9 protein-coding genes and 1 tRNA gene are annotated in these 17,188 nt (G+C 48.1%); all 10 read right to left on the bottom strand.

The features are described 5' to 3' along the window. Window positions 1–22: 22 nt before the first annotated feature. The 10 genes from I2F54_RS07460 to I2F54_RS07415 all read right to left on the bottom strand — a co-directional run bounded on the left by I2F54_RS07460 (window position 23) and on the right by I2F54_RS07415 (window position 16,962). Complete coding sequence (locus tag I2F54_RS07460; RefSeq protein WP_009121782.1) at window positions 23–1,378, bottom strand: glucoamylase family protein; 1,356 nt, start codon at window positions 1,376–1,378, stop codon at window positions 23–25. Window positions 1,379–1,554: 176 nt separating this feature from the next. Beyond that, window positions 1,555–3,888: a beta-glucosidase BglX gene (bglX, locus tag I2F54_RS07455; RefSeq protein ID WP_195500886.1), complete on the bottom strand. Its 2,334-nt coding sequence runs from the start codon at window positions 3,886–3,888 to the stop codon at window positions 1,555–1,557. A 704-nt stretch (window positions 3,889–4,592) separates the two neighbouring features. After that, window positions 4,593–6,116: a RagB/SusD family nutrient uptake outer membrane protein gene (locus I2F54_RS07450; protein WP_009121785.1), complete on the bottom strand. Its 1,524-nt coding sequence runs from the start codon at window positions 6,114–6,116 to the stop codon at window positions 4,593–4,595. Between the two features lie 70 nt (window positions 6,117–6,186). Continuing rightward, window positions 6,187–9,225 (bottom strand): SusC/RagA family TonB-linked outer membrane protein, encoded by a 3,039-nt coding sequence (locus I2F54_RS07445; protein ID WP_009121786.1) that lies wholly within the window; start codon window positions 9,223–9,225, stop codon window positions 6,187–6,189. 187 nt (window positions 9,226–9,412) lie between these two features. Continuing rightward, window positions 9,413–9,494 (bottom strand) — tRNA-Leu (locus I2F54_RS07440). 80 nt (window positions 9,495–9,574) lie between these two features. Then, on the bottom strand, window positions 9,575–10,606 hold the full coding sequence (locus I2F54_RS07435; RefSeq protein ID WP_009121788.1) for a S41 family peptidase: 1,032 nt from the start codon (window positions 10,604–10,606) through the stop codon (window positions 9,575–9,577). A gap of 58 nt (window positions 10,607–10,664) precedes the next feature. Continuing rightward, window positions 10,665–11,510, bottom strand: a complete 846-nt coding sequence (locus I2F54_RS07430) for a DUF3316 domain-containing protein (protein ID WP_118046374.1) — start codon at window positions 11,508–11,510, stop codon at window positions 10,665–10,667. Next, window positions 11,497–14,211, bottom strand: a complete 2,715-nt coding sequence (locus tag I2F54_RS07425) for a DNA gyrase/topoisomerase IV subunit A (RefSeq protein WP_195500885.1) — start codon at window positions 14,209–14,211, stop codon at window positions 11,497–11,499. Before I2F54_RS07425 ends, I2F54_RS07430 begins: the two co-directional genes overlap by 14 nt. A 221-nt stretch (window positions 14,212–14,432) precedes the next feature. Next, on the bottom strand, window positions 14,433–15,827 hold the full coding sequence (locus tag I2F54_RS07420) for a polysaccharide lyase 6 family protein (RefSeq protein ID WP_195500884.1): 1,395 nt from the start codon (window positions 15,825–15,827) through the stop codon (window positions 14,433–14,435). 61 nt (window positions 15,828–15,888) lie between these two features. Beyond that, on the bottom strand, window positions 15,889–16,962 hold the full coding sequence (locus I2F54_RS07415) for an SMP-30/gluconolactonase/LRE family protein (protein ID WP_195500883.1): 1,074 nt from the start codon (window positions 16,960–16,962) through the stop codon (window positions 15,889–15,891). Between the last annotated feature and the right edge of the window lie 226 nt (window positions 16,963–17,188).

Raw genomic sequence — 17,188 nt, 5'->3', positions numbered from 1 at the left:
ACAGGTACAAGATAGAACGAAGTTATTCTTCGGCTGTGGCTTGCGGGGCGGTGAATCCTAACTTCTGCAATCCCCGCTGTACGTCCGGATGGCTCATAAAGAGCTTCCAGAGCAGTCCGCTGCGGTAGTTCTCAATCATTACGGCTATCGGGCCCTGGTCGATGGCAAGATAACGTTGCGGATACCAGTTGTCCGTTTCGCTGAAAGCGTCGTAGAATCCGTAAGGGCCGAATACTTTATCGCCCATTCCGTAGAGGTGGCGCATCACTTGTAATGAGTATTCCGGCGTATATACGATGGATGACAGGGCGGCGGTGGGAGAGATGACTCCCAGGTCGTCGCGCTCGTTGGGCGAGTGGGCGGCATATCCGTTTACGGAGTAGCTGGCGGTCAGCCCCCAGCAGTCCGGTCCGAAACCTTTGTAATGCTTGGGGTTACGGATGCAGTAGGCGCGGTTTACAAGTGTCAGGTTACGCATTTCGCCGAAGTAACCGGGGCAATATTCGTCTTTCAGTCCGTTGGGATCAAGTCCCAGGAAAGAGTACTGCGCCCAGAACAGGGGGCCGGCTTCCGTACCTTGATACCGCAGATGCAGTTCGATACCCTCTACCTTATGCGGGCTGACGATGGCGCCGTTCTGCGCCCAACCTTCGTGGTATACGGCGGCAGGTACGCCATGCGTAGGCGAGGCGGCGGCAAGGATGTACATGATGAGGCATTCGTTGTAACCGTGTACGGGGAAGTTCATCTCCCAGCCGTATTCGGGACTCCAATGCCAGTAGAGTACGTTTTGGTCGCCCTGGCGGTAGAAGTTCCAGTCTACTTCCCGCCATAGCTTGTCGATGCGGGCGGCGAGGGCTTTCTCTTGCGGGCTACCGCCTGCATAGTACTGGTGTACGGCAAGGAGAGCCTGCATTACGAAAGCGGTTTCTACAAGGTCGCCGCCATTGTCTTTCTGCCCGAAGGGCTTTACCCGCCCCGTATCGCCATACCACCAATGGGGGTAAGCTCCATGAAAGCGGTCGGCGGTCTCAAGGAAAGAAACGATGCGTTCCATGCGCGCCAGTCCTTCTTCACGGGTGACGTAGCCCCGGTCGATACCTGCGAGCACTGCCATGATACCGAAACCGCTGCCGCCGGATGTCACTACGTTTTGGTCGTTTTCGGGGTATACTCCATCCATGTGGATGCGCTCGCGCGCGAGTCCGCTGTTGGGTTCGGCCCCGTCCCAAAAGTAATTGAAGGTTCGGCGCTGTACTGTGTCCAGCAGGGCGTCGTCGCTCAACGTGCCGGACGTTCCGTCGGATTTTTTGGTACCGCAGGCTCCTGCGAGGAACAATAGCAGGAGAAGCGGGATATAGATGTTTACTGATTTCATACTGTTTACGTGCAATGATTTATATACTGGCGGGAGAATTTTGTTTCCCCGGTAGGAAACGGCGGTTCCCTCAGGGAGAAACACCCGTTTCCCCGGTGGGGAATTTCGGTTTCCCCGGTAGGAAACTGAGATTCCCCCGGATAAAACGGTTGGTATCCTCAGGAGAGACGGATTGTTTACTTCAAGGTGATGCGCGCCGTCTTGGTGGCCTGACTGCTTCCCCCGATGAAGAGGTCGAACTCTCCGGGCTCGGCTACATGGTTCAGGTCGTAATCATAGAAGCGCAGCAGCTCCGGAGTAATCTTGAAGGAAACGGTCTTGCTTTCGCCTGCACGAAGGAATATCTTTTCAAAGCCTTTCAGCTCGCGTACGGGGCGGGTGATGCTTCCTACAAGGTCGCGGATGTATAGCTGTACGACTTCCGCACCGTCGCGTTTTCCGGTGTTGGTTACGGTGACTACGGCGGTTATGGAACCGTTCTGTCCCATCGACGGGGTGCTCAGGGCGATGTCGCTGTACTCGAAGGTGGTGTAAGACAGGCCGTATCCAAAGGGATAAAGCGGCTCGTTGTCCACGTCCAGGTAGTTACTGCGGAACTTCTCGAACCATTTGCCTGCCTGCAGCGGACGTCCGGTATTCTTGTGGTTGTAGAACAACGGTATTTGTCCTACATTCTTCGGGAAGGTCATCGTCAGTTTGCCGCCGGGGTTGACATCTCCGAACAAGACATCGCCTATGGCATAGGCGGCTTCGCTTCCGCCAAACCATACGTTCAGTATGGCGGGCACGTTGTCCTGTTCCCAGGTCAGTGTCAGCGGGCGTCCGGTGAAGAGGGTGAGTACTACGGGCTTGCCTGTTTTCAGCAAGGCTTCCAGCAGTGAACGCTGTACGTCGGGCAGGTCGAGGTTGGTACGGCTGGAACTCTCGCCGCTCATTTCGGAAGATTCACCGAGCGCGGCTACGATAACGTCCGCGCCGGCGGCTGTTTTCAGGGCTTCGTCCAGCAGTTCCTTGTCCGTACGGTTGTCCCGGTTCAGGGAACGTCCGAACATGGTGGCGCGCTCTTCGTAGGCGGCATCGCCGATGAGGTTGCTGCCTTTGGCGTATGTGATGTTCACTTTGCCGGACATCATCTCCTTCAGTCCTTCATACAGAGAGGGGTAGTCGTTGAGGCGTGCGGCTACGCTCCATGTTCCGGGCATATTGCTGCGTGTATTGCCCAACGGGCCTATGACGGCCACGGTTCCTTCTTTTTTCAGCGGAAGCAGCGGTTCGGGCAGAAAGCCCGGATGTTGCTTGATGCTGCCGTTCTTTAGCAATACAAAGCTCTCGGCGGCAATACGGCGTGCGGCGGCGCGGTGTTCTTTGGTGAAGATGTCGCGTGCGGGACGGTTCACATCGCAGTATTTATAGGGATTGTCGAAAAGTCCTAACTTATACTTGGCTTCGAGGATACGGCGGCAGGCCGCATCGAGGGTTTTCATGCTTACCTTGCCCGACATGACGGACTTCTTGAGTGTGCCGACGAAGCCTTCGCTTACCATATCCATGTCTACACCGGCATTGAGGGCACGTGCGGAGACGGTTTGCAGGTCGCCGATGCCATGTTCTATCATCTCGGATATACCGGTAAAGTCGGTTACTACAAAGCCGTTGAAGCCCCATTGCTTGCGGAGAACATCGGTCATCAGCCATTTGTTGGCTGTGGCGGGCACGCCGTCTATCTCGTTGAAGGATGCCATTACGCTTCCCACGCCTGCCTCTACGGCGGCTTCGTAGGGGTACATGTATTCGTTGAACATACGGTTGCGGCTCATGTCTACCGTATTGTAGTCACGGCCTGCCTCGCCCGCTCCATAGAGGGCGAAGTGCTTGACGCAGGCAAGGATTTCGTCATTGCGCCTGAGTTGGTCGGAGAGGTTGGCTCCCTGATAACCGTAGACCATCGCTTTGGCAATCGCTCCGCCGAGGAAGGGGTCTTCACCGCTACCTTCGCTGACACGTCCCCAACGCGGGTCGCGGCTGATGTCTACCATCGGACTGAATGTCCAGGAGATGCCGTCGGCGCTGGCTTCGACGGCGGCGATGCGCGCGGACTCCTGAATGGCGGCCATATCCCAGGTACAGGACAATCCCAGAGGGATGGGGAAGATGGTTTCGTAGCCGTGTATCACGTCCATGCCGAAGAGCAGGGGAATACCCAGTCGTGAGTTTTCTACTGCCAGCTTTTGTACGTCGCGTATCTTGGCCACTCCTTTCAGGTTGAAAAGACCGCCGACGAGCCCTTGCTTAATCTTCTTGGCTACGTCACTGCTTTTAGCTTGTCCGGTAGTGATTTCACCGGTGACGGGCAGGTTTAATTGCCCTATTTTCTCCTCTACGGTCATTCGCTTTATCAGTGCATCGATAAAGCGATCCATATCTTGGGGGGATTTCTGCGCCTGCAGTGTGGCAGCGCCTATAAAGGCGGCTGCGAGTAGCAGGCTGGTTCTTTGGAAAAACTTCTTCATAATATGTTTCTTTTAATATGTATTTTCTAATACGGTTCTTTACATATATTTCTTTGCGTATGTCTTTTAATATGCTTTTACATACGTTTTTGTATATGCTTTTACATACGCTTTTACATACGCTTTTACATACGCTTTTACATACGCTTTTACATACGCTTTTACATACGCTTTTATATACGCTTTTATATACGCTTTTATATACGCTTTTATATACGTTTTTGTATATGCTTTTATATATGCTTTTTGCATATGTTTTTATATATGCTTTTTAAGCTGGATAATGAATATAGGTCTTTCTAAGTTAAAGCCTGAAAGGCTTTTATCTCCAAGCCCGGGGCAATGCCCCGGGATATTGCAGATGATTAACATTGCGCCCTGTAAGGGCAAAATCCTTGTGTATGAATCTTTTGCCCTTACAGGGCGCAAGACACAGAGGGCTTTTTATACCCGGGGTGTTACCCCGGGCTTGGAGATAAAAGGCTTTCAGCCTTAGGTGCGTTATCATGCTGTATGGTGCTAATCATTAATCACTAACCTCTAATGATTAATGACTAATCATAAATTATTAATCATTAATTTCTAATCACTAACCATTAATTATTAATCATAAATCATAACTCACTAATGACTAATCATAAACCACTAATCATTAATCATTAACCATTAATCACTAATCACTAACCTCTAATCACTAATTACATTTAATAATTAGGATTCTGTACCAGCACCCCGTTCGATTTGTCAATCTCGTCTTGTGGCAATGGCAGCAAGGCGTTCTTATCCTGGTAGTTCTTTCCGGCGGCTTGCAACACTTCTTTGGCAATTCCCCAGCGTACGAGGTCATAGAAACGGTCGGGTTCCAATGCCAGCTCTACACGGCGTTCGTGACGAATGGCATCACGCAGTGTATTTTGGTCGGTAGACGTAACTTTGGGAAGTATGCTGCTGTCCGTACCGCGTGCATGGGCGCGAACCTGTTCCAGATAGTCGATGGCCTCGCCCGAAATACCTTTCTCGTTGGCGGCCTCGGCAGCCATCAGCAATACGTCCGGGTAGCGGATAATGCGGATGTTTACCCAAAAACCGTCTTTCGTATATTTCTTACGCAGCTCGGGTTCGGTATATGCCTTTTTGTTGAAGTAAGCTCCCATAGCGGTAGACACAGGAGATTCACCGTAAGGCTTATTGGTATTTTCCGGGGTAATGGGGTCGCTGATGCTTCGGCGGAAATAGAGTAAGGATGCGTCTTTACGGGGGTCGCCGGGCTCGAATGCCTGGCCTACCAGCGTGGTTCCCATATGCCAGCCCCAGCCGAGGTCCCAATCGCCTGCACCGCGCACACCTTGCACCTGACAGAACTGGCTGCCGATGACATCACTGTTTTTCAGCGCGTCGGTCGATTCGCATTGCAATTCGAACACGCTTTCGCCGCAGTTCTCACCCTCAACGGTAAAGACTTTATCCACAGGAGTGTTCAGGTTGTAGATACCGGACTTGACTACTTCGGTAGAAGCGTCGTACATATTATCCCAATCGTTGCGCATCATATAGGTACGGGCGTGCAGCGAACGCGCGGCTCCCCATGTGATACGTCCGGTATACTCGGAAGTCCACGTCAGCGGCAGGCATTTCTCGGCCTCGGCGAGGTCTTTGTCTATTTGCTCGTATATCTTGTCCGCAGTGGTTTTGGGCACGTTGGCGTCGGATGCCTCTTTCACTTTGAAGGTTACCAACGGCACTTCTCCCCAGGCGCGTACAAGGTTGAAGTAACAATAGGCGCGGAAAAACAGGGCTTCGCCTTTGGTACGTATATTCTCCAAATCATCTTTGTTTCCGCTGTTCTCCAGGTCGTCGAGGATTTCGTTGCACTGGTAGATGATTTTATAATTCTGTCCCCAATAGGCGCTCAGCGTGCCGTTGGAGGCTGTGTACTGGAAATCATCCCACATATCTGCCTGGTCGGCGCCGTCGCCGGCATCGCTTCCTTTTTCGGAATCCTCGCTGCGTACCATGTGTATCATGAAAGCGGGTATGCCGGCAGTGATGTTATAGCTGCGCATCAGGTAGTATACGTTGTACATCTTTCCGCCGATAAGGGCGTTGGGGGCATCGTCTTCGGTGAACTGTCCCAGTGGGTCACGGTCGAGGAAGTCGTTACAGGATGTCAGGGCAAAGGTGGTGAGTGTGCCTGCTATCAGGGTTAATATCTTATTCTTTAGTTTCATAATTTTCCTATTATAGATTTAATAAAGTACTGTTATTCCTCAGGGGAACTTTGTTCCGGCGCTATGCCGGTCAGAATGTCAGATTGAAGCCGAATGTGTAAATGGCCGGCATCGGATAGCTGCCGTCGTCTACACCAAAAGCAATGGCCGTGCCACCCAGTTCGGGAGTGTAGCCGGTGTTGTGCTTCCAGGTTTTCAGGTTCTGGATGTTGACATAGAGTTTCAAGGCCTGCATGCCGATTCTGGATATCAGGGTCTTGTCGAAGTTATACGCCAACTGTACGTTGCGGATACGGAAGAAGCTGCCGTCTTCGATGTAGTACTCGGAATTCATATTGTTGATGGTATGCTTCGTATTCAGCAGGGGCTGGGTATTGCTTGTACCCGGTCCGTGCCAACGGTCCATGCGTTGTTCCATGAAGTTGAACTGGCTCCAGTTGTAATTGTCCCATGTGCGGAATATCTGGTTGCCGCCTTGTCCCATCATGTCGATGCCGAGTTCCCAGTTTTTATAGTTGACGCCGAGAGTGATGCCGTAAGTGACATCGGGGGTAGGGTCGCCTATCATGGTACGGTCGGCAGTGGTGATTTCACCGTCACCGTTCACATCCTTGAACTTCAGGTCGCCCGGTGTAACGGTGGCCAGGGTGTTCTTGGGAGACCGGGCGATTTCTTCGTCTGTCTGGTACACGCCTTCCACCTTGTAACCGTAGAAGTAACCGATAGGATAACCGGCCATCGTATAGCTTTGGCTCTTGTCGCCGGCGATGATTGAGTAACCGTCCTGTACGAGGCTCAATACCTTGTTCTTGATTGTAGTGAGGTTGGCGCCTACGTTATATCCCCAGTCGCCGATTTGGTCACGCCAGTTGATGGCGAGCTCCACACCTTTGTTCTCTATGGAACCGAGATTACCGATGCCCGGAACCGTACCGGAGATGCCCGGTACTTCTGCCAGCAGGTCTTTGGTGGTTTTCTTGTAATATACACCCTCGAAGTGCAGGCGGTTGCGGAAGAAGTTGGCTTCTGCGCCTACTTCCCAGGCTTCCACTTTCTCCCAACGGAGATTGGGATTGGGCAGGTAGGACAGTTGGTAGCCCGGATAGATGGCGGACGGCTTGCCGAATACGGCAGAGTAGGCATTGGTGAGCAACGGCTCGGCAGGATAGGCCTTATCCAGATTCTGATTACCGAGCGTACCCCATGAACCTTTCAGTTTCAACATATCCAGCCAGGTGATGTCTTTCATAAATTCCTCTTCGGACATCAGCCAGCCTGCACCGACGGAGTAGAAATTCTGCCATTGGTTGCCGGTGTAGGAGAATGCGGAAGAACCGTCACGACGGAACGAACCGTTGAACAGGTATCTGCCTTTGTAGTTATAGAGCACACGTCCCAGCATGGATACGGTGCTGCGCTCCCATTGTTTGCTTTCGTTGGTGGCTGTTGCCGCATCGCCGATGCTGACGTACCATTTGTCGGGATTGTCGGGAATGACCAGACCTACTCCTTGCGTACGTTCTCCGCCCAGCATCTCCAGCTTATTATAATAGGTGGTGAAACCGGCGGTGGCGGTCAGGCTATGCTCGCCCCAGGTATTGGTGTAGGTCAGCAGGTAGTCGCTTTGTACTTTGGCTTCGGTTTCCTTGGACTGTTTCACTCCGGTCTTTCCGTTGCCGAGGGTCACGACGTTACCTTCCACGCTGCTGTCGAATACGGTGATGATAGGAGTGTAGGTGCGGCTGCTGTTGGAAGCGTAGTCCATGGAGTACATCACTTTGAACTGGAAGTTTTTCAGGAAGTCCCATTGACCGTATACGTTGCCCGACGCGCGGTAGTTCTCCGCACGGGTGGTATTGGCTTTCAAGCCTACATCGACCATCGGGTTGTTCATCTGCGCTTTCTGAAAACCGGGCAGGGTGGTGTACAGGCCGTATTCCGCATTGTATACGGGAGCTACCGGAGCGGCACGGAGGGCTGTTGCCACACTTTTGGTATCGGCAGGCAGTATGCGTGCGCCGTTAAACTGGAAGCCGACTTTGAAGTTGTCCGTAACTTTATAATCGTTGCTTACATTCAGCGTGACTTTGCTGTATTTCTCGTGCTTGATATTGCCTTGCTCGTAGGCGTAACCGGCTCCGAGATAGAAGCTGTGCTTGGCGGAAGCGCCCGTGATGCTGACGTTGTTGTTGGTGATGAATCCGGTCTGGAAGATTTCATCCTGCCAGTTGGTATTGCCCGTCCAGGGGGTGAAATCGAATTCGGGATTGCCTTCGTTTCTTAGCTGTTCGTTATAGAGCTCCTTGAAACCGGCCGCATCGACCATCGCAATCTTGTTCGTTACGGTTTTGAAACCGAACGAACCGTTGATGTTGACACGTGTCTGCCCTTCTTTGGCCTTCTTGGTGGTAATGATGATGACACCGTTGGCGCCTCGTACACCGAAGATGGCGAGGGATGACGGGTCTTTCAGGATTTCCATGGACTCGATGTCCTGCGGATTGAGGAAGTTGATGTTGTCGTTGAACAGGCCGTCTACTACATACAGCGGTTTGTAGCCGTTGATAGAGTTTGTGCCGCGCACACGTATTTCCGGGTCTGCACCGGCTTTACCGGAGTTGATGACTTGTACGCCGGCTATCTTTCCTTGCAGGGCGGCTACCGGGTTGACCACGGGCTTGTTGGCGATTTCATCCCCTTTGATATTGGTGATGGAACCGGTAAGGTCGCGTTTCTTGGCGCTACCGTACCCGATGACGACTGTCTCGGCAAGCATCTGCGAATCATCGTGCATCTGCACGTCGACAATACTCCGGTTACCCACTTTGACGGCCTGCTTCACCATGCCTACATAGGAAAATTCCAAAGTGGCTTCGGGTGGCACCTGAATGGAATACTTTCCGTCAATGTCCGTAATGACACCGTTGGAAGTACCTTGTTGCAGTACGGACGCTCCGATGAGCGGTTCTCCTGTAGCATCGGTCACCGTACCGGTCACTGTCTTGTTCTGAGAGAAACCGGGAGTTGCTGCGAGGAGCAGACATGCTATCAGAAATAGATTTTTCAGCCAAAAGGCTCTCTTCATAGGAAGTTTAGGTTTTTTCTTCATTGCATAAATTTTTAGTGGATAACTAACTTGATTGTTTCCTCTGAAACAATCGGGATGCAAAAAAGATTTCAGACCTTTATATATCTCCGGTTTTTAACACAATCCGTGAGGAAAGGGGAAAGAAAAAAGAAGATGTACGGTAATACATCTTCTTTCTCTGTTGTTTGTCTTTTAAAAAAATAAACTGTGCGGGTGATAGGACTCGAACCTACACGCCTCACGGCACCAGATCCTAAGTCTGGCGCGGCTGCCAATTACGCCACACCCGCAAGGGATTTCCCGTTAAGCGGTGCAAAGATAAGAAGTTTTATCGGTTTTACAAGCAAAAGCGTAAAGAAAGTTATTCATTTCATTCCGGAGTCCATTCGCCTTTGAGGAAAGCCCGGGCTTTTTCAATGATAGTGTCTATATGCTTTGCCTCATCCGTTTCATCCATATCGATTTTAATGTCGGGGTCTATTCCCCATTCTATCTGTTCCATGTCGACACTGAAATGCGGACTGGCGGAAAAACGCACTGTCCACCCGTTAGGAAGTTCGGAAGTAAAGGGCATACCGGAACCGCCACCGGTTTTGTCACCTATGATGGTGACATTGGGCAGGCAGCTCATCTGGTTGACAAAATCGTTGGTTGCACTGTATGAGCGGCGGTTGGTGAGGACTACTACTTTCTTTTGCCAGCGTATGCTGTTACTGGGTTCTAATTCTATGGGGTAGGGTTCGGAGAAATCATTGTGTCCCTTGCCGGTTTTATGGCGGATGTATCCGGTCAGTACTTTTTCGTTGGTGAAACGGGCGGCAATGCGTGTGGAGTTGGTTACGTTGCCACCGCCATTACTGCGTACGTCAATGATAAGTCCGTTGCATACGGCGAGATAGGAGAGTATCTCATCCAGATTTCCATTGCCTATTCCCGAGGAGAAGCTTTCGTAACGCATATAGCCGATGTTGTCTTCGAATATTTTATACTTGACGCCTGCGGCGGTACGGTAGTCGGTACTGGCTTTACCCAGATAGGTGTCTTCTACAATATCTTCGCGGAAGTTACGCGGATAGTTCTGATACCATGCGTCATAATACGATACATTGTGGGCGGAAGCTAAGTTTACGTGTCCGTCTTGCAGCTCATTCAGCATGTTTCCCAGTACTTCAAATAACCCTTCACTGCTCATAGTGTTGGTAATAAGCTTGCTGTATTTGGCATGGATGGCATCCCAGTCGATTTGCTTGTATTCCAAGAAACAATACTGTTCGTCGATAATCTTCCATAAGGCTTCGAAGTTCCCCTGTGGAGAATTGGTGACTTCTTCTTCGCGGATGCAACCGCTCAGCAAAGGAAGTACAACCATCAGAACCATTATCTTTTTAAGAAATCCCGTCATCTTATCATTCACCGTTTATCACCTTATCACTCTATCACTTTACAGCCTTGTTACTCTATCACCTCTTCTTCTTATTCTTCAATAAATACAGCTCCTTTACAAAGCCTACCATGAATACGTGTGAGTAGGTATGTGTTTTTATATCGTTTACTTTGGATTGCTGAGCGTCCCATATATAGGCAAAGCGCATTTTGGCGCGTCCTATCGGGAAGTCTGCCGTAAGCATCTGCCGTAATGAAGGCTGGTTGTGCAGTGAAGTGAATTTGACCACTCCGCTACTGTTTCCTAATGAGAAGATTTCATAATAGGACTGGCCGTAATGCGGCGAGAACATCACTCCCATTAAGGGCAGGTTGACCTGATAACGTAATGTAAGCGGATAGTTTTTGATGCGTAAGTCCCAAATGGCCATACCCGATGCGTCCAGATTGATGTAAGCGCGTGCCGATGCCGGATTGTTGGTATTACGCAGGTTGTAGACAAAACCGCCGTTCAGGTCGGCAAGGCCGCCGGCGAGCAACTTGAAGTTACTCGTGACAGGGAAGTTATAGTGCAGACCATAATTCCAATTCGCTAATGCGGAGAATGTGTTGTTATTATCCACTTTGTTATGGGTATAACCTAAGTCGGCCTGAAAGAAACTCTGTAAAGACAGCTTGCCGTCCATCCATCTGGTCATGCGCATGCTTTCGCGGGAAACGCGGAAATCTATTCCGGTATATTCCTGGGGGGACAGATAGGTGTCGAATACATTCGTGACACCTACGCCATACATGGTAGCACGGGTTACGAGACGGCTTTGTTCCAATCCTTCCGCCTTTACAGGAAGCTGCGCCCGTATGGCGTTGCAGCATAGCAGCAGAACCGTACAGAGAACCGGCATTACCGCTTTAGGTAGTTTCATGTTCCTTGCTGTCATCATTATCAGAGAACAATTTCATTTGTCCTGTCAGTTCGTCCAATATGTCGCTTTCGCTTTTCCCGTGATCCGGGTCCAGTATTTCAACTTCTTCCTCGTCGTTGCTCTCAGGGGTTTGCGGGACTTCCGGCTGACGGGTAGGCTCTAATTCGTTGATAGTTTCCAGCGTGTAGGTAGTCAATCGCTTGCCTTTGGCTTTGAAACCTTTTACTGCGATAAACTCGTCTGCATCGATTACCAACGGCTCACGGAAGTTGTCATGACCGCCGAATATAACTTCCAGTCGCGGATAATATTCGTCAGTCAACAGGATGAGACGATTGTCCTTGTTCTCACCCAGATAGTTCTGCTTGCGGTTACTTGCCTCGAAACAGAAACGTTTGATGTACGGATAACCTTGTTGGTCGGCATCATACAGAACGGCTGTCCATACTTTGTTCGAATCATATTTCTCCAACACCCGTATGTTGTCTTCGTAGTGATTGTTCACATCGAAATTGCTGGTGTAGAACTCGCCGTTGTTCAATACCACCAGGATTTGCTCGTCACTTTGGAATTCGCCGAGATATTCTCCGCGACCGTCATAGTTGAGGCGCAGGACATCTTGGTCGAACCATACTTTGCGCCCGCCCAATGTGGAACCGCCGCGTTGCTTCAGAGCTATCTTGTGAACCGGGTTACGGGTGAGTATATTGCCCATGGCCTGACGGCCTTTGATATTTATCTGGCTGAAATCTTCTTCGAAGATGATGCGGCGTATACGCGGATTGGGCTTGAGCGTTACTTTGATGACTTCGGCCTCACCGTTGGGGTTGGCCGTGAAATATACGATACGTGAGTCGGGCGTGCCTTGTGTCACGTCATATTCGCGGTCGCGTACTACGGAAGTCACGGCGAAACGCTTGATATAATGCGTACCTTCTTTTCCGTCACGGTAGACGACATTGTAGATGGTGCGTTTGTCGTTCTTCTTGAATACGTTGGCATAGAGTATGTTCTTGCCTACGAATTTCTTGTCTGCCACCGGAGTGATGATGTAACGTCCGTCGCGGAAGAAGATGATAACATCGTCGAGGTCGGAGCAGTTGGCTATGAATTCGTCTTTTTTCAGGCCGGTACCGATGAAACCCTCTTCGCGGTTGATGTATAATTTTTCATTGGCTTCTACCACTTTGGTAGAGTCGATGGTATCGAAATTACGTAATTCGGTACGGCGCGGGAAGCCTTTTCCGTACTTCTCTTTCAGCATGCGGAACCAGTCTACCGTATATTCCACGATATTGGCCAAATGGCGGTCTATCTCCTCGATGTCCGCCTTCATGCGGGCAATCAGTTCCTCTGCTTTGTCGGAGTTGAACTTGAGGATACGAGCCATTTTTATCTCCATCAGTTTGAGGATATCCTCTTTGGTCACCTCACGGATAAATGTGGGATAATAAGGTGTCAAACGTTCGTCGATGTGCTCGCAGGCTGCATCCATGTTTTTGGCCTGCTCAAATTCCTTATCTTTATAGATACGCTCTTCGATGAATATCTTCTCCAATGAAGAGAAGTGTAAGCTTTCCAGTATTTCGTTTTTACGTATTTCCAGTTCCTGGCGTAATAAAGCCTGTGTATTGTCCACCGATTTTTTCAATACGGCGCTGACGGTGAGGAAGTGAGGTTTCTGCTCGTCGATGACGCAGCAGTTGGGTGAAATGCTGACTTCACAATCCGTAAAGGCGTAAAGCGCGTCAATCGTTTTGTCTGATGATACGCCGGGAGCAAGATGAACCAATATTTCTACGCTTCCGGAAGTAAGGTCTTCTACTTTCTTTATCTTGATTTTCCCCTTTTCGCTTGCTTTGACGATAGAATCGCAGACACTGGCTACCGTTTTTCCGTAAGGTATCTCTCGGATAACGAGTGTTTTGTTATCCACCTTTTCTATTTTGGCTCGTACCCGTACGGCTCCGCCACGTTCGCCGTCATTGTATTTCGATACATCGATATTGCCGCCTGTCTGAAAATCGGGATAGAGTTTGAATTCTTCCTTATGCAGGTATTTTACGGATGCATCGCAAAGTTCGTTGAAGTTATGTGGTAATATCTTGGAAGAAAGACCTACGGCAATACCTTCCACGCCTTGTGCCAGCAGCAAAGGGAATTTGACGGGTAAGGTCACCGGTTCCTTGTTACGTCCGTCGTATGACAGTTTCCACTCTGTTGTCTTAGGATTGAATACTACATCGAGCGCGAATTTGGAAAGGCGCGCTTCGATGTAACGGGGGGCGGCTGCGCTGTCTCCCGTAAGAATATTACCCCAGTTTCCCTGACAGTCGATAAGCAAATCTTTCTGGCCGAGTTGTACCAGTGCATCACCGATGCTGGCGTCACCGTGCGGGTGAAACTGCATGGTATGTCCCACGATATTGGCCACCTTGTTGTAGCGCCCGTCTTCCATACGCCGCATGGAGTGCAGAATACGTCGTTGAACAGGTTTCAATCCGTCCATGATGTGAGGTACGGCACGTTCCAGGATTACGTACGAGGCGTAATCCAAGAACCAGTTCTGATACATGCCGCTCAGCTGATGCTTGATGCTTACATCATTGGTATCCGCAGGTTTATAATCTGAATGTCCTTCGCTCCCTGCCGGGAGTTCTTTATCCAAATCGTCTTTTGCTCCTTCAAAGTCTTCGCTCATATTTGTTCGGGAATTGTCTATTCATGAATAACTGTTGCTTTGACAGTTGCAGGCAAAAATACGAACTTTAATCAATAAATGAAAATGTTTTTATTTGTATTTCTGGAAACCAATGATTTGTAACAGTATAAAGTTTTAAGCGTAAAATCTCACCATAGTTGCCATAGCCTACTTTAAGGCAAGCTATAGTTCCCTAAAATAAAAAGCAGGATTATTGTATTTTAATATTTACTTAAAATGTAACGTATGTCTTTTGCTGTACTTGGATACCAAACCGTTCCTGCTTTTTCCAAGCATTCCCGAACTCTTGTTTGCTCTTTTGCATCATGATTCTCTGCTTGTAATAAGCGTTTGAATCCGGGAAATTTAATAATGAGCCCATCTGCCCAAACGTATCGATTTTCCATAAAATAGAAACCTGATAATGTTTTTTCCGGATAGGATATTCGAATGTTATTGGTTTTGTTGCTAAAATAATTGTAAGCTAAACGTACATTCCGAGGCTCTTTATTGCCGCTTCCGGAACCTAAATCGATCGTTTTACAGTCTATAAAAGCATTATGGGATATATCAATGTTTTCAGCCCTATGATAAGAGGTTAATGGTTCCTTTTGAATATCGGTACTGGCATTCGGACGTTCGTATATGCCCATGCGTACCAGTAATCCAAAACCACCTAAGCGGCAAAGCAAATTATCGTATACGGTGTGTCCTTGATTGATAAGACGGATGCCACAGGTTCCCTCAATATTATTACCGACAAAAGTATTAGATTCTAATATATTATCATGGCCATGCCGGCAAACTAAACCGCCACGTGATTCAAAGAATAGATTACGGCGCAGAATATTATGACAGGATTTAACCGATATGATTTCATTCTCTCCATCGCAATGCAGAAAAACATTGTCTTCCACCAATGTGTGGGATTCTAACTGTGACGACCAAGAGTTGCCTATACGGATAATTTCAGCGCCGTTTCCGCCGTAAGGCTGGCGTGCTCCAAATATATTATGATCAATTTGATGATTATTTAGATGGTCATATTCATTTAACCATATCTGAAGTATCAATCCGCCAATGCGTTTATTCGTAAAATAGCAGTGGTCTATACGGATATTCTTTCCATGCAACCCTAACCAATATTCACTGACTGTAATAGGGTCTACCCCTTTTACCGGTTTTTCACTTTTATCCGGATCGTTACAATCGTCCATTACACAATTAGTAAATCGGCAATGGGAAGCATACACACCATCTTCTTTTTGGAATTCAATCATACATAAATCTTTTGCCCATGCTTTATGGAAAAACAATCCTTCCATTTGCAGATATTGCCCGTATACTCTCATCTTCAGAGCACCTGAAATAACGGCTTTTCCTGCATGTTCAGCTCTTAATTTGATAGAGTCGGTATTTGTTCCTCGGGCGGAAAAGTCTACTTCTCCCAATCCGGTATATATCCCGTCACGTAAAATTACTTCATCGCCGGGTCGCAAAGTGTTATTGCCTAAAATCTCTTTTAACTTACTGATGTCAGCAGGTGTTACGTAGTAGTCTTTTGCTTGAATGGTTAAACTGCTGAAACATAAAAATAAAATCCAAATCTTTTTCATATTCTAATATCTTAAACTTTTATCTTAAACTTTTTATAATCAGTATTGTCAAGAATAATTTTTAGTTATTCTCCAAGTCCAATTGCGCCAGTGTGTAAGGTTTGTCATGCTTGGTATTTATTTTGTCGGGTCCTGTAACTATGTCGAAGCATGAAATTATCAGTTTCCCATTCCATACGATTGGCTCTCCCGGTTGGTCAAGTCCACCATTACTACCGTCACAATCAGGGCTCTGCGCTATTCGAACAATCTTTCTATCAGGAGTGATGCGCGCAATAGCGTTAGCGGAAAAGTCCGCTACATACATATTATCTTTCTCGTCCATGCAAATACCGTCTGTCGTAACTAACTGTGTACTGTCTTGTGCCCATATAGTATTGGATAATACTTTTCCATTTTTATCCAGAGTGATTTTGTGAATGGAGCCATCACCAAAGTTACCCACATATAAATTACCTTTCTTATCGAACACGATACCATCTAAACCATATTGCACTTGTGGATTTCGGGTAATTACTGTCGTTAATAGATTTTTATCTTCCAGCGTATTGGTTATTTCTATATTGCAATCGTCTTCCTTGAAGCAATATACACCGCTTACCAATTTTTCTGATGGAATGGCGGATAGGGAACTTTGAGTGACATATACTTTTCCATTATGTATGCGTATCCCATTGGGATGTTCCATATTATATGCCACTGTTATCGTTTCTTGCAGTATTCCTTGCTTATCAAATATTAATTTTAACAAACGACCTTTCCTGTATCCCCGCTCACTCCCCGACCAGCCTTGATTGTCACAGATATATAAATCTCCTTTTTCGTTAAATGCAATTCCCATGGGGCAAGCGATACCTGTTTCGGGCAGTACCGGTACATCTATCCATTTGGAAATCTGTTTCTCGGAAGTGATTTTCATTAAGCAAGCAGGCATGGCCGGGTTGGCAAAATTGGGACAGGCTAATATCAAACTTCCGTCGGGAGCTATTGCCATACCATCGGGAGTAGGGCAATTATATGGAAGTTCCATAAATAATTTACTAATTTGCAGATCTTTATTTGCTTGACTATTAGAAGAAAAACAACTTGTCAATAAGAACAGGTATAATCCGATCACTAGAAATGTTGTCTTCATATTTATATGCTTAAAAATAGATATTTCTTTTAAAGCAAAATTACGGAAGATTCTTGGTTTTCAGTTTCAGAATTATCTCAATTATTTGGACTTTTATTTCGAAGTTATTCTAAAAAAGTAAAAGTTGGCTGATTACGTCTGATTGCCGTTCGGAATATAGAGGTATTATATCTTTTATCCGTTTCTCAGGTTTCCTGTTATGGTTGGATTTCCTTTGGTTTCTTCT

The organism is Bacteroides clarus (assembly GCF_015555825.1).
GTDB classification, from domain to species: domain Bacteria; phylum Bacteroidota; class Bacteroidia; order Bacteroidales; family Bacteroidaceae; genus Bacteroides; species Bacteroides clarus.
Note: the sequence above shows the minus strand (reverse complement) of the source record. Positions and strands in the feature narration are given on the sequence as shown.